Source organism: Microbacterium sp. ZW T5_56 (genome assembly GCF_044987425.1).
Classification (GTDB): domain Bacteria; phylum Actinomycetota; class Actinomycetes; order Actinomycetales; family Microbacteriaceae; genus Microbacterium.
Window position 1 is genome coordinate 54,142 of the sequence record NZ_JBJDRI010000025.1, and the last position, 12,380, is coordinate 66,521.

A 12,380-nucleotide genomic window follows, 5' to 3' on the forward strand; every position below is an offset into this window, starting at 1 on the left:
CCCGCCGGCCATCATCGTTTTCGCCGCCGCCGCCGCCGCGTGCGAGAGAATCGAGCATGACGTCGAACGCGGACGATGACCTCCCGTGGGCCGCCACAGTGCTACTGCTCCGCACAGCATCAGAGCCGGGGGTCGAGGTGCTGATGATGCAGCGCCCCGATCGGGGATCGTTCGCGTCGGCCTGGGTGTTTCCGGGCGGTCGCGTCGAGCCCGCCGATGTCGTGGCGAGCGACCCGGACGCGACGCTGCGCAGAGCAGCCGTGCGCGAGGTCGCAGAAGAGACGGGGCTGGTGGTATCCGCCGATGCTCTGATGCCGGTGTCGGAGTGGATTCCGCCGGCCACCGAGCCGAAGCGCATCCGCACCTGGTTCTTCGCGGCCGCCGATCCGGGCGGCCAGCTCCGAGTGCAGGCGTCGGAGGTCGTTCGCGCCGAGTGGTTCCGCCCTGCGGACATGCTCGCGCTGCACGCCGCCGGCGATGCGCGCCTGTATCCGCCCACCTTCGTGAGCTTGTTGAATCTGCGAGATGCCGTGGATGCTGAGGTCGCTCTCGCGCGCCTGGAGCACCCTCCGCGCAGGTACGCCACGCTGGCGAGTGTGATCGACGGCGCGCGGATGTTCAGCTGGGACGATGATGACGCAACCGATGCGACGCCGGACGCCGACCGCCACCGTCTGGACGCATCCACCCTGCCCTGGCGTTACACGCCGCCGGCGGACCGAGCGCGATCGTAACGATTCGACGCCCGTGTTCGCGCGGGTCCTCGGCGGCACTAGAGTGGTCCGGTGACCTCATCGACATCCTCGAGGGGGATGGCGACGATGGCACTCCTCTCCCTCGCCGTGGGCAGTTTCGGCATCGGCATGACCGAGTTCGTGATCATGGGCCTGCTGCCCGAGATCGCGCAGTCGACACTTCCCATGCTGTGGCGCGCCGACTCCGAAGACGCCATCGCCCAGGCCGGCTGGCTCATCAGCCTCTACGCGCTCGGCGTGGTGGTGGGTGCGCCCACGATCTCGGGATTCCTCGCGCGGTATCCGCGCCATCGCGTGATGATCGGCCTCGCTGCGGCGCTCGCGGTGTTCAACGCGGCGATCCTCATCGCGCCCACCTTCGAATGGGTGGCCCTGACGCGATTCCTGGCCGGACTCCCGCACGGTGCCTACTTCGGGATGGGCGCTCTCGTCGCCGCTGATCTGCTCGGCCCGGGCAAACGCGCACAGGGCGTCGCCTTCGTGCTGACCGGACTCACCGTCGCGAACGTCGTGGGTGTTCCTGCGGGCACGTTCATCGGGCAGAACCTCGGCTGGCACGCCGCCTTCGCCATCGTGGCCGCCATCTTCGCGCTGGCCACGGCCATGATCGCGATCTTCGTCCCCGCCCACGCGGGTGATCCATCCCGCACCATGCGCGCCGAACTCGGCGTGTTCTGCATCGGTCAGGTGTGGGCGACGCTCGCGGTGGGCGCGATCGGCTTCGGCGGATTCTTCGCCGTCTACAGCTATGTCTCGCCTCTGGTCACCGAGGTGGCTGGCTCGCCCGCCTGGGCCGTTCCGATTGTGCTCGTGGTGATGGGACTCGGCATGACCATCGGCAACATCCTCGGTGGTCGCCTGGCCGACCGGGATCTGCCGCGGTCATTGCTGGGCTCGTTCGTGGCGCTGATCGTCTCGCTGATCCTGCTTGGGCTCACGAGCGGCTGGATCGTCACGCTGGTGATCTTCATCTTCGCCGTCGGTGTGTCGTCTGCCGTCGCGTCGCCGACGATTCAGACCCGACTCATGGACGTCGCCCGCGACAACCAGTCGATTGCCGCGGCGATGAATCACTCCGCGCTCAACATCGGCAACAGCCTGGGCGCTGCTCTGGGTGGTGCCGTGATCGCGGCCGGCTGGGGATTCCAGGCGCCGTCCTGGGTGGGCGCCGCCCTCGCGATACTGGGCCTGCTGCTGGCAGCGCTCTCGCTGCGCGCAGACAAGCACATCAGCCTCCGCGCCACCCTCCGCCGCTGACGCGATCGCCTGACCCGATCTCGCACTGGTCTCAGCCAGTGCACTGAAGGGGTCGCGCCGGTGCAGAGATTGAGACCAGCATCGCGGGCGGTCTCAGTGACTGTACCCACCGGCCCAGTCGGCAGCAGATATCGAGACCAGTTATGCGGGGGCGTCCAGCAGGCGCTGCAGATTGGCGCCCACGGCGCTGGTCTCGATGAGGAAGCCGTCGTGGCCGAAGTCGCTGGTGAGCACCACGGCGCGGTCACCGTCCAGCGTGTTGCGGATGCCGCGGGCGATCCGGTGCTGTCCGTCGATGGGGAAGAGGCGGTCGCTGTCGATGCCGAGCACCAGTGTGGTGGCGGTGACGCGAGCCAGAGCATCCTCCACACCGCCACGATCGCGGCCCACGTCGTGTGAGTCCATGGCGCCGACCAGGATGCGGTAGCTGTTCGCATCGAAGCGGCGAGTGAACTTGTTGCCGTGGAAGTCGAGGTAGCTCTCCACGGCGAAGCGACCGTCGTCACCGATCGGACTCACCGACGACTGCCACGAGCGACCGAAGCGCTGGTTGAGTTCGGACGGGCTGCGATAGTTCAGCAGCGCCATCCGGCGAGCGAGGGCGAGGCCGCGGTGCGGGCCCTCACCGGCGCCAGAGTCGTAGTAGTCCCCGCCCTGGAAAGCCGGGTCGATCGCGATGGCCTCCAGCTGCACCGAGTTCAGCGCGATCTGATCTGCGGTGTTGACCGGGGGAGAGGACAGCACGGCGAGGCGAGCGACGCGCTCCGGGGTCTCCACCGCCCACTCCAGCGCGTGCATTCCTCCCATGGATCCGCCGATCACGGCGGCGAAGCGATCGATGCCGAGCTGATCCGCGAGTCGTCGCTGCGCTCGCACCTGGTCGCGCACGGTGAGATACGGGAAACGGGAACCCCACTCGCGACCATCGGGGCCGATGCTGGACGGCCCCGTCGATCCCTGGCACCCGCCCAAGATGTTCGGTGCGATGACGAACCACTGGTCGGTGTCGATGGCGGCACCCGGCCCGACGATCTCCTCCCACCAGCCGGCCGTCGGGTGACCTGGTCCTGCATCGCCGCGCAGATGGCTGTCGCCCGTGAGGGCGTGCAGGACCAGCACGGCGTTGTCGCGAGCCTCATTCAGCTCGCCCCAGCTCTCATACGCGAGACGGAATGCCGGAAGTCGTCCGCCGGCATCGGTGTGGAACTCGTCGAATGCCGCGAAGCGTCGGTTGCCGACCGGATCGCCGTCACGCCAGGCCCCGGTCACGGGTGGGCGGCCGAGCAGGGAACGCGCGTCAGCCTCCGTTACGGGCGATGACGGAACGGTGTCCTCGGAGATCTGCCAATCCACGCCCCCATTCTTGCGTGTTCGCGCTCGCGGCGGCTAACTGTGACGCCGCGCGCCACGTCACAACACGATGGAGGCGCCCCGCGAGCGGGACGCCTCCATCGTGTTGTGGGGTTGATCAGACGCGCGCGGCCTCCGCCTGGGCGCGAGCTGCCGCGAGACCGACCTCGAGGTCAGCCTTCAGGTCCTCGATGTTCTCCAGGCCCACCGACAGACGGATCAGGCCCGGGGTGACACCGCTGGTGAGCTGCTGCTCGGGCGTCAGCTGCGAGTGCGTGGTGGACGCGGGGTGAATCACCAGCGAGCGCACGTCACCGATGTTGGCGAGGTGGCTGAACAGGCTCAGGTTGTTGACGAACGCGCGACCGGCGTCGACGCCGCCCTTGAGCTCGAACGAGAACACCGCACCGGCACCCTTCGGCGCGTACGTGTTCGCGGCGGCGTACCACGGGGACGACGGGAGTCCGGCGTAGTTGACCGACGCGATGTCGAGGTGGTTCTCCAGCCACTCGGCGAGGTCCTGGGCGTTCTGGACGTGGCGCTCGATGCGCAGCGACAGGGTCTCGATGCCCTGGATGAGCTGCCAGGCCGAGGCCGGTGCGATCGCGGAGCCGAGGTCGCGCAGCAGCTGCACGCGCGCCTTGATGATGTACGCGAGAGCATCGCCGACCGCGGTGGTGTAGCTGGCGCCGTGGTAGGAGGGGTCCGGCTCCGTGAGTCCGGGGAACTTCTCGACGTTCTCCGTCCATGCGAACTTGCCGCCGTCGACGATCGCACCGCCGAGGACCGTGCCGTGGCCGCCGAGGAACTTGGTGGCGGAGTGGACGACGATGTCGGCACCATGCTCGAACGGACGGATCAGGTACGGCGTGGCGATCGTGTTGTCGACGATCAGCGGAAGCCCGGACTCGTGAGCGACGTCGGAGACGCGGCGGATGTCGAGCACGTTGACCTTCGGGTTGCCGATCGTCTCGGCGAAGAAGAGCTTGGTGTTGGGACGGACAGCGCGGCGCCACTCGTCGGCGTCGTCCTGGTCCTCCACGAAGGTGACCTCGATGCCGAGCTTGCCCAGCGTGTACTTGAAGAGGTTGTAGGTTCCGCCGTAGATCGCGGCAGAGGAGACGATGTGATCTCCCGCCTGCGCGATGTTGAGAACGGCGAAGGTGGACGCGGCCTGACCCGATGCCAGCAGCAGTGCACCCGTGCCACCCTCGAGCGCGGCGATGCGCTGCTCGGCGACATCCTGCGTCGGGTTCTGGATGCGCGTGTAGATGTTGCCGAACTCGGCCAGAGCGAACAGGTTCGCGGCGTGGTCGGTGTCTTTGAACACGTACGCGGTGGTCTGATAAATCGGCGTCGCCCGCGCTCCGGTCACGGGGTCCGGCTGTGCGCCGGAGTGGATCTGCTTGGTCTCGAAACGCCAGTTGTCGGCCATGAGTGCTCCTTCGGGTCGGCGGCCCGATTCGACCGCGTCCCCTGAGATTAGGAAGCGGCCACCCCATACACCAACGTGACGGAAATGTTACGTAACCTCCTCAGCGTCATCGGGCGCGGATTGCCCACACAACCGTCGCTGTGGCGCGAATTGCGCACGATCAACGGGAGGTAGCGTGGAATCCATGACGACACGCACCGCAGTGGTGACAGGGGCAAGCTCCGGCATCGGCCGGGCGACGGCGATCGCGCTGGCGACTTCCGGGTGGGATGTGGTGGGCGTGGCCCGTCGCGCGGAACGTCTGCAAGAGCTCGCCGACGCGCACGGCATCGCCGTATTCGCCGCCGACCTGACGAACCCCACCGATGTGGCCGCTCTCGCCGACTGGCTGCAGCAGCGCGGCGCGGTGCACTCGGTGGTGCAGGTGGCCGGGGGCGCCGCTGGAACCGACCGTGTCGAGGATGGTCGCCCGGAGGACTGGGAGTGGATGTTCCAGGCCAACGTGCTGGGCACCCAGCGACTGGTGTCGGCGCTGCTTCCTCAGCTTCGAGCAGCGAGCGCTGCGGGCACTCACGCCGACCTGGTGTTCGTCACCTCCACGGCGGCACAGACCGCTTACCCCGGAGGCGGCGGATACAACGCCGCCAAGGCGGGGGAGTCGATGCTCGTGCAGGCGCTGCGACTCGAACTCAACGGCGAGCCGATCCGCGTGGTCGAGATCGCTCCCGGTCTCGTGCACACGGAGGAGTTCACCCTCAACCGCTTGCGCGGTGACGACGCCGCAACGCAGAAGGTATACCAAGATGTCGAGGCTCCGCTGGTCGCCGAAGACGTGGCGGACGTGATCGTGTACGCGCTGAACGCCCCGGCGCACGTGAACCTCGACCTGGTGACGATGCGCCCGGTGGCCCAGGCCGCCGCGCACGTTCTGGCTCGCGGACCGCTTCGTCCCCGCGGGTCCGCGTCCTGATGGCACTGTCGCTCACGGAGCTTGCCGAGGCCGGCCAGCTGGATGCGGGCTGGGCCGAGGCGCTGCAGCCGGTCGCGGGCGATATCGCGGCCCTCGGAGAGCGGCTCCGCGGTGTGGTCGCCGAGGGAGGTCACTACCTGCCTGCCGGCGACGCGGTGCTGCGGGCGTTTCGTGCTCCGCTCGATGACGTGCGCGTGCTGATCGTGGGGCAGGACCCGTACCCCACTCCCGGCCATCCGATCGGGCTTTCCTTCGCGGTTGATCGACATGTTCGCCCGTTGCCGCGAAGCCTCACCAACATCTACCGAGAGCTGAATGACGACCTCGGTATCGCTCCGGCTCCCCACGGGGACCTGACGGCGTGGACCGATCAGGGCGTGATGCTCCTCAACCGCGTGCTCACCGTGGCACCAGGAACGCCCGCGTCTCATCGCGGCTGGGGCTGGGAGAAGGTCACCGATCACGCCATCCGCACGCTCGTCGCTCGCGAACAACCGTTGGTCGCGATCCTGTGGGGACGAGACGCCCAGTCGCTTGCCCCGATGCTGGGAAACACGCCGATCGTGCAGTCGGTGCATCCGTCGCCGCTGTCGGCCAGCCGCGGCTTCTTCGGCTCGCGGCCGTTCTCGAAGGTGAATGAGCTGCTGCGTGCTCAGGGCGCGTCCGAAGTGGATTGGAGCATCCCGCATGAATGACGAAACGCCCATCCGCCTCGGCGACGAGGGGCACTTGGAGACGGTCTACGGCATCCGTCCCGCCGAACCCGGCGATCTTCCCGAGATCGCCGAGATCTACGGGCACTTCGTCCGTCGCTCGGTCGCTACTTTCGACGAGACGGTGCGCCCGCTGGAGGAGTGGCGCGAGAAGTTCGACGCGCTCGCGGCTGTCGACCTGCCGTTCCTGGTGGCGCACTCTCCGCGCGACGGCGTGCTCGGCTACGCGTTGCTGCAGCCCTGGTCGGCCAAATCCGCCTATCGGTTCACCACCGAAAACTCGATCTACCTGGCTCCGGGCACCGAGGGACAGGGAATCGGCCGGGCGTTGCTCACCGCGCTGCTGACAGCGGGATCACAGTCCGGTGTCCGACAGGTGATCGCGGTGATCGTCGAAGGCGGCGACGCCTCGATCGCGCTGCATCGCAAGCTTGGATTCACCGATGTGGGTCACCTGGCGAAAGTGGGTCGTAAGTTCGACCGCTGGCTGGGAATCGTGCAGTTGCAGCTGGAGCTGCCACGATCCGAACAGCCGCTGCCGCCGGATCACTACCGGTACTGAGTCGGATCGCCTCAGTCGCGCTCGGGGGAGATCGTCGGGATCGCCGCCAGCAGCGTGCGGGTGTACTCCTGCGTCGGATGGTGCAGCACATCCACCGTCGCGCCACGTTCGAGGATGCGGCCCTCGCTCATCACGGCAACCGAGTCGCACAGGGACTGCACGACCCCGATGTCATGCGATACCAGCACGAGCGTCAGACCATCGCGCTCGCGGAGCTCGGCGAGCTTGTGCAGGATCTGAGCCCGCACCGTGACATCCAACGCGGACAGTGGCTCGTCGCCGATGAGGATCGACGGGCGATGCACGAGCGCGCGTGCCAGGGCGATCCGCTGGCGCTGCCCGCCGGAGAACTCGTGCGGATGGCGGTCGGCCATCGCGGCGTCGAGTCCGACGTCTTCCAGTACCTCGCGAACACGGGCGCGGCGATCCCCGGGGATGTCCAGCGCCCAGAGCGGCTCGCCGATGATGCGCCCGACGCTCATCCGCGGATCCAGCGATGCGTAGGGATCCTGGAACACCAGTCCGGTGCGGCGTCGCAGCCAGTGCAGCGACGTGGCGGAACCGGCGAAGTCGACCGCGGTGCCGTCCACCGCGACCGTGCCGGTCGTCGGGGTGTCGAGAGCGAGGAGCAGCCTGATCAGCGTTGACTTGCCGGAGCCGGACTCGCCGATGATCCCGATCGATTCGCCGTCGGCGATGTCGAGGTCTGTCGGCTGCAGCGCGACAGTGCGACTCGGGGGACCGAACAGTGCGGCGCGGGGGCCGCGGTGCACACGCGACAGGTGACGGGCGATGATGCTCATGAGTTCTCCTCCCCGCGCCACAGTGTCGCGGTCGCGTCGCGCAACAGCCCCTGGGTGACCGCCGAGTGCGGCGCTGTCAGCAGGGTGGTGAGGGATCCTGCCTCGACCACGCGGCCGTGCTCGAGCACCACTGCCGACGAGGCGATCTCGCTGAGCACCGCCAGGTCGTGGGTGATGAACACCAGCGACATGCCGTCTTCGGCGACCAGCCGACGCAACAGCGTCAGGATCTCGGCCTGGATCGTGACATCGAGTGCGGTGGTCGGTTCGTCCGCGATGAGCAGCTTGGGTCGGCAGGCCAGCGCCATCGCGATCGCCACGCGCTGGCGCTGTCCGCCGGAGAGCTGGTGCGGATAGCGGCGGATGATGGACTCCGGGTCGGGGAGTCGAACACGGGCTGCTTCGGAGAGAACGCGCTCACGCAGCGAGGCCCCGCGCAGTCGTTCGTGAATCTGGATGGAACGACCGATCTGCGCGCCGACCGTGCGGATCGGGTTGAGCGCGGTACGCGGCTCCTGGAAGACGATGCCGATGTCGTCTCCGCGCAGCTGGGCGAGTTCGCTGTCGGGCAGACCCACCAGCTCGCGCCCGTTCCAGCGGATGGACCCGGAGACCTCGGCGCCCGCGGGCAGCAGACCGAGCAGCGCGAGGGCCGTCATCGACTTCCCGGATCCGGACTCTCCGATGAGCCCGACGCGCGCGCCGTCCGCAACCGCGAAGTCGATGCCGTCCACCACGCGCGTGCCGTCGATGTCGACGACAAGACCGGCCACTTCCAGACTCATGCGATCACGGTGCTTCCGGGCTGTGAGGCGGCGCGGCCTACCGCGCGCGGCACCCGGCGCTTTCGGGACAGGGTCGGGTCGGTCGCTTCGCGCAGCGCATCGCCCAGCAGGTTCAGTGCCAGCACGGAGCTGCTGATCATGAGGCCCGGCCACACCACCGCGAGCGGGTGCACCAGGATGTACTGCTGCGTCTCGCTGAGCAGCAGGCCCCACGACGGCTCGCCGACGGAAGCGCCGAGTCCGAGGTAGCTGAGGCCGGCTTCGGCAAGCAGCGCCACACCCATCGACCACGACAGCTGCACGATGAACACCGGCGCCACGTTCGGCAGCAGGTGGCGCACGACGACCTGTCCGGGAGTGAGCCCCGACGCGCGTGCCGCGAGCACGAAGTCGCTCGCCAGCACGCGGCGCAGCTCCGGTCGGGTGACGCGGGCGATGTTCACACCGAAGCCGATGCCCACCGCGATCACCACCACCCACAGCGATCCTCCCCACACCGAGGAGATCATCATCGCGATGATCAACACGGGGAAGGCGATGAGGATGTCGATGAACGTCGCCACGCCCTCGCGCACGAGACGCGGGGTCAGGGAGCCGAGGCACGCGAGCACCACGCCGATCACCGTGGCGATGATGGCGGAGCCGATCGCCACGAAGACGGCCGTGCGTGCGCCGGTCATCAGCTGCGTGAGCATGTCGCGCCCGGTGCCGTCGGTGCCCAGCAGATGCGGCCAGCCGGGGCCGGTCCAGCGTGCGGCCACGTCCACGTCTTTCGGATCGAACGGCGTCCACACCAGTGAAACTGCGGCGAGCAGCACGACCGTGCCGACGACGATGAGGCCGAAGCGACCGGTGCCGATGCTCCACAGCCGGGTGAAGGTGTTCGCGCGCATCAGGACGCCTCCCGCAGCCGTGGGTCGATGAGTCGATGCACGATGTCCATGACCACCCCGATCACCAGCACGACGACCGTGAGGGTGAGCATCTCGCCCTGCACCATCGGCAGGTCGCGATTGCCGACGTCGGTCACGAGCATCCGTCCGATTCCCGGTAGGTTGAAGAGCTTCTCCACGACGACAGCACCGACCACGATCCCGGCGAACTGCAGGCCGAGGATCGAGATGATGGAGATCGCGACATTCGGCAATCCGTCCCGTACGAGCGCGCGCGTGCGGGTCAGGCCCTGAGCGGCAGCCGTTCGCACGTAGTCCTCCGTCATCGCCTGCAGCGTGGCGCTGCGGACAAAGCGCAACAGCACGGCTCCCTCGACGACTCCGATCGTCAGCGCGGGAAGGACCAACGACGCGAACGCCCGTGGGGCGTGGCTCCATCCGCCTCGCGGGAAGCCCTGGGCGGGTAGCCACTGCAGCCACAGGGCGAACACGATCACCAGCAGCATTCCGGCCCAGATCACCGGAACGGACGCGAGCGCCTGCGCGATGAAGCTGATCGAGCTTCCGGAGCGCCTGCCCCGGCCGAGCGCTGAGAGGACGCCGAACGGCACGCCCACCAGCAGCGCGACGAGCATCGACATCAGCGCGAGGGGAACCGTGACCTGCGCCTTTTCAGCCAGCTGATCGGTGACGGCCGAGCCGGTGAGGAGCGACGTGCCGAGATCGCCACGGAAGATGCCGCCGATCCAGGCCGCGTACTGCTCCCACAGCGGCGCATTGAGGCCCAGCTGCTCTCGGAGCTGCGCGACCTGTTCCGGCGTTCCTTTCGATCCCGCGATCAACTGCGCGACGTCGCCGGGAAAGACGCGCAACGACAGAAAGATGAGGATGCTCGCCACGAGTGGCCCTACGATCAGCAGGGCCACTCGGGTGAGCAGGAATCGTGTCATCGATGCGTCAGGTAAGAAGGGTCACTCCGACACGGTGATCTGTGACAGATCGATGCGCGAGTTGATCGAATCGGTGGGGAAGCCGTGCACGATCGGGGAGACCGCGGTGAGCGTCTCGCCGACGTACAGCCAGTCGGCCGCGTTGTCCTGCGACACGATCTTCGCCGCCTCCGCGAGAAGCTTCGCGGACTCGTCCGCGTCCACCGTGCGCAGGGACTGCTCGTACAGATCGCTGACCTTCGCGTTGGAGTAGCCGAAGTAGTAGTCCGGGTTCGCCCACGTGCTGCCGAAGTCGCGCGGCTCCACGTGGAGCACGAAGCTGAGCTCATAGTCGTGGTTCTGGTAGACGTCGGTCAGCCAGGTGGGGAACTCGACCGAGTTGACGGTGAGCTTGACGCCGATCTTGTTGAAGGCGGAGACCAGGTAGGTGGCCACCGTGGTGCCGTAGAAGCTCGGGATGGTGAGCGTCAGGCTGAGGTTGCTCTTGCCGGCTTCGGCCAGCAGGGTCTTCGCCTTCTCCGGGTCGTACGTCACCAGGTCGGACAGGTCTTCGTAACCCGGGTCGAGCTCCGGGATCGGGCCGTACAGCGGCTGGCCGGCACCGACGGCCTCCACGAGAGCCTTGTGGTCGATCGCCAGACGCAGCGCCTCGCGCACCTTCGGGTCGTCGAGCGGGGCCGCGGCGTTGTTGAACGCCAGCACGGCCTTGTCGGTGGTCTTCCCGCGTGTGATCGTGAAGTCCGTGCCCTCGAAGCGCGACGCCAGGTTGGGATCGACCGCGGTCAGCACGTCCACGCTGTCATCCAGCGCGGCGTTCACACCCGAGCTGAAGTCGGGGATGTAGCTGAACACCACCTCCTTCACGCCGGCCTTCTCTCCCCAGTAGGCGTCGTTGCGCGCGAACGTGATGCTGTCACCCTGCTTCCAGTCCTCCAGCGTGAACGGGCCCGTGCCGTTGGTGGCGGTCTTGAGGTCCGTGGTGTCGTCCTTCGCGAAGACGAGACCAGCAGGAGTCGTGAGGGAGAACAGGAAGTTCTGGTTCGGCTGCGTCAACGTGATGACGACGGTCTTCTCATCGGGAGCAGTGATGGACGCGACATCGGCGAAGTCGCCATGGCCGACGATGGTCTCGTCATCCTTCACCTGCGTGTACGCGGCGACGACGTCGGCGGAGGTCAGCGGCTGCCCTGCGCTGAACGTGATGCCGTCCTGCAGCGTGAATGTGTAGGTGAGACCATCCGCGGAGATCTCGTGCTTGCTGGCCAGCGCATCGACGATCTCGTTGTCCTGGGTTCGGGTGACCAGGCCCTGATAGATGTTGTCCACGAGGATCTGCTCCAGGGCAGCGCCCGAGGTGTGGCGGATATCGAGGTTGGTGGGCTCCAGCACCAGGCCTACGCGCAGCGTGGCATCCGCATCAGCGACCGCGGACGTGCTCGGTGCGGGAGCGGCGCTGCCACCCGAGCAGGCGCCCAGAGCGAGGGTGAGTGCGACGATCGTCGCGATGACGGCGGTTCGGCGGAACATGTCGGTCCTTTCGGAACGGTGTCGGTTCAGACTTGCAGAATCTGGGGAAGTGCAGGGCGATTCCATGGAATCGGTGTGGGATGCAGCGAGCTTAGGAACGTGGGGAGGACGAGGTGCAATCCGCTCGGAATGTGACGTCACAGGCGGTCATGCCGCGACCTCGCGGATGATGTCGGCCAGCTCGGTGGGGTGCGTCTCCTGGGGGTTGTGTCCCGAGTCGATCCCGACGACCGTGGCGGCGGGCACGCGCTCGCGGAAGCTGGCCAGTGCCACATCGGTGATGTAGCCCGCCGTGCCGCGGACGAGCGTGATCGGCGCGGTGATCTCGGCGAGATCGGACCAGCCGGTGTCGAGGCGGAGGGCGGGGGCGGTATCTGGGG

General features: G+C 67.7%; 13 protein-coding genes. 5 read left to right on the forward strand and 8 right to left on the reverse strand.

From position 1 onward, the window contains the following. The first annotated feature begins 56 nt into the window (after positions 1 to 56). Both ACI3KU_RS12875 and ACI3KU_RS12880 read left to right on the forward strand, forming a co-directional pair. Positions 57 to 734: an NUDIX hydrolase gene (locus ACI3KU_RS12875; protein ID WP_404922700.1), complete on the forward strand. Its 678-nt coding sequence runs from the start codon at positions 57 to 59 to the stop codon at positions 732 to 734. Positions 735 to 821: 87 nt separating this feature from the next. Beyond that, positions 822 to 2,012 (forward strand): MFS transporter, encoded by a 1,191-nt coding sequence (locus ACI3KU_RS12880; protein ID WP_404922701.1) that lies wholly within the window; start codon positions 822 to 824, stop codon positions 2,010 to 2,012. A 141-nt stretch (positions 2,013 to 2,153) separates the two neighbouring features. On the opposite strand, the gene ACI3KU_RS12885 is transcribed toward ACI3KU_RS12880, so the two are convergent. Both ACI3KU_RS12885 and ACI3KU_RS12890 read right to left on the reverse strand, forming a co-directional pair. Next, complete coding sequence (locus tag ACI3KU_RS12885; RefSeq protein WP_404922702.1) at positions 2,154 to 3,365, reverse strand: homoserine O-acetyltransferase; 1,212 nt, start codon at positions 3,363 to 3,365, stop codon at positions 2,154 to 2,156. A gap of 115 nt (positions 3,366 to 3,480) precedes the next feature. Then, on the reverse strand, positions 3,481 to 4,797 hold the full coding sequence (locus ACI3KU_RS12890; protein WP_404922703.1) for a bifunctional o-acetylhomoserine/o-acetylserine sulfhydrylase: 1,317 nt from the start codon (positions 4,795 to 4,797) through the stop codon (positions 3,481 to 3,483). Positions 4,798 to 4,981: 184 nt separating this feature from the next. On the opposite strand from ACI3KU_RS12890, the gene ACI3KU_RS12895 reads away from it, so the two are divergent. From ACI3KU_RS12895 to ACI3KU_RS12905, 3 genes are read left to right on the forward strand one after another with little or no spacing between them, the layout of a single operon-like run. Next, positions 4,982 to 5,767: an SDR family oxidoreductase gene (locus ACI3KU_RS12895; protein WP_404922704.1), complete on the forward strand. Its 786-nt coding sequence runs from the start codon at positions 4,982 to 4,984 to the stop codon at positions 5,765 to 5,767. Next, entirely contained in the window at positions 5,767 to 6,462 is a 696-nt protein-coding gene (locus tag ACI3KU_RS12900; RefSeq protein ID WP_404922705.1) for a uracil-DNA glycosylase, read from the forward strand. Before ACI3KU_RS12895 ends, ACI3KU_RS12900 begins: the two co-directional genes overlap by 1 nt. After that, a complete protein-coding gene (locus ACI3KU_RS12905) occupies positions 6,455 to 7,042 on the forward strand; it encodes a GNAT family N-acetyltransferase (protein ID WP_404922706.1) in 588 nt (195 codons plus the stop codon). The genes ACI3KU_RS12900 and ACI3KU_RS12905 overlap by 8 nt, the downstream gene beginning before the upstream one ends. Before the next feature lie 11 nt (positions 7,043 to 7,053). On the opposite strand, the gene ACI3KU_RS12910 is transcribed toward ACI3KU_RS12905, so the two are convergent. From ACI3KU_RS12910 to ACI3KU_RS12935, 6 genes are all read right to left on the reverse strand, one after another. Further along, the gene (locus ACI3KU_RS12910) at positions 7,054 to 7,845 is read right to left on the reverse strand and encodes an ABC transporter ATP-binding protein (protein WP_404922707.1); all 792 of its coding nucleotides are present in this window, start codon (positions 7,843 to 7,845) and stop codon (positions 7,054 to 7,056) included. Beyond that, positions 7,842 to 8,630: an ATP-binding cassette domain-containing protein gene (locus tag ACI3KU_RS12915; protein WP_404922708.1), complete on the reverse strand. Its 789-nt coding sequence runs from the start codon at positions 8,628 to 8,630 to the stop codon at positions 7,842 to 7,844. The genes ACI3KU_RS12910 and ACI3KU_RS12915 overlap by 4 nt, the downstream gene beginning before the upstream one ends. Then, positions 8,627 to 9,523, reverse strand: a complete 897-nt coding sequence (locus ACI3KU_RS12920) for an ABC transporter permease (RefSeq protein ID WP_404922709.1) — start codon at positions 9,521 to 9,523, stop codon at positions 8,627 to 8,629. The genes ACI3KU_RS12915 and ACI3KU_RS12920 overlap by 4 nt, the downstream gene beginning before the upstream one ends. Beyond that, positions 9,523 to 10,473: an ABC transporter permease gene (locus ACI3KU_RS12925; RefSeq protein ID WP_404922710.1), complete on the reverse strand. Its 951-nt coding sequence runs from the start codon at positions 10,471 to 10,473 to the stop codon at positions 9,523 to 9,525. The genes ACI3KU_RS12920 and ACI3KU_RS12925 overlap by 1 nt, the downstream gene beginning before the upstream one ends. 21 nt (positions 10,474 to 10,494) lie before the next feature. Then, the gene (locus ACI3KU_RS12930) at positions 10,495 to 12,000 is read right to left on the reverse strand and encodes an ABC transporter substrate-binding protein (protein WP_404922711.1); all 1,506 of its coding nucleotides are present in this window, start codon (positions 11,998 to 12,000) and stop codon (positions 10,495 to 10,497) included. Positions 12,001 to 12,147: 147 nt separating this feature from the next. Further along, a partial coding sequence (locus ACI3KU_RS12935; RefSeq protein ID WP_404922712.1) for an alpha/beta fold hydrolase occupies positions 12,148 to 12,380 on the reverse strand: 233 nt, incomplete at its 5' end.